1 protein-coding gene is annotated in these 1,624 nt (G+C 35.0%); it reads left to right on the top strand.

The features are described 5' to 3' along the window. Positions 1-888 (top strand): putative porin (locus VNJ50_RS00525; protein WP_325578020.1); only part of this gene is annotated, 888 nt, incomplete at its 5' end. Positions 889-1,624 lie beyond the last annotated feature (736 nt).

The raw sequence follows: 1,624 nt of genomic DNA, 5'->3' as shown, positions 1-1,624 counted from the left end.
GTAACCATCATTGATGGAATAAGAATTCCGAATCGATTAAAAGGAAGTGTTTTTGGAATTGGAGGGTCTTACGAAAATCAAATTGGTAAGTTCAATTTACACGGGGATTTTGGACTTAATGTCTCCGGTGATTTCAACGGGCATTTTTTAGACCTGAATGCGTCCTATAAAATTACTCCAGATATTAAAGCAATAGCCCGTTTGAATTCAAGTTCAAAACAAGCCAACTATAATATGTTGCTTTACCAAAGTGACTATCTCAATTACAATTGGGATAATAGTAGTACGTTCAAAAATGTTCAAACTCAAAACTTGGCGTTTAAAGTAGAGTCTCAAAAATTGGCAACGGTTGAATTGGAATATACAACTATTAATAACCATGCCTATTTTACTAAGGATGTAAGTAATTATGTCAAACCTGTTCAGTCTGATAATACAATAAATTATTTAAAACTTAATGTGTCAAAAGAGTTTCATTTTGGCAAGTTCGCTTTAGACAATACTATAATGTACCAAAATGTGATTAATGGCGAAGGTGTTTTGAACGTGCCTCAGTTTATAACTCGAAATACTATTTATTTTTCCGATCATCTATTTGATAAAGCACTCTTTTTGCAAACTGGGATTACATTCAATTATTTTTCTGATTATAATATGGATGGTTATGATCCGTTGCTGGGTGAGTTTTATGTCCAAAACCAAACTTCTTTAGGTAATTTTCCGAGATTGGATTTCTTTATCAACGCAAAAGTTAGACAAACCAGAATCTATCTTAAAGCCGAACATTTCAATTCGGCATTTACTGGATACGATTATTTTTCTGCACCCAATAATCCATATCGTGATTTTTCAATCCGTTTTGGTCTCGTTTGGAATTTCTTTTTATAATCTTTTCGGTCGATTTGCGCTTTTTGATTGCATCAGAAAGTAAATGCACTTTGGGATATCGTATAATTTCTACGTTTTTTAAAGTAACAACACGTTATTCTATATGATAAGAGCTCTGCCATACCGTTCCTGATTTTTAATGGTTGATGACTTTTTAGTGACTACCTATTATATAGTATTATAATGTGTAATATTAATTGTGGATTTTCGTTTCTTTAACACTCTGATTTTCAGTTTGGTCAAAATTATTTCAAAAAAAGGTTTAAAATAGTTTGCGGCAGAAGGAAAAAGGGTTGTATATTTGCACCCCGCAAACGAGGCGCCTGGTGCGCCGAAGGGGCGGAAAAACGTTCACTGGCATCCCGGAAAAAAGAAATTCAAATTTTTTCAAAAAAAAGTTTGCGGATCGAAAAAAGGTTGTATATTTGCAGCCGCTAAAAACGGGAACACCGGGAGCGAGAGAGTTCATCGAAATAGTGTCTTAAAAAGTCGGATTGGAGGGTGAGAAAAAACTTTCAAAAAAACTTTCAAAAACATTGCAGGGAACAAAAAAGGGTTTTATATTTGCACCCGCTTAGCAAACGAGTTTGCTGGGGAAACAAAAACAGAAGACAAGTTCATTAACATATTGGATTGACAGCGTAGCGGGATGGCGGAAACGGCGTCCCGCACAAAAGAGAACAGATCATACCAGAGTACCGGAGCATTGAATTTCCTTTGGTCGTTGAAAAGTATT

Origin of the sequence: Gelidibacter sp. (genome assembly GCF_035577925.1) — a bacterium.
Lineage (GTDB): Bacteria > Bacteroidota > Bacteroidia > Flavobacteriales > Flavobacteriaceae > Gelidibacter.
The sequence above is the reverse complement of the archived record's forward strand: the minus strand, read 5'-3'. Positions and strand labels throughout refer to the sequence as shown.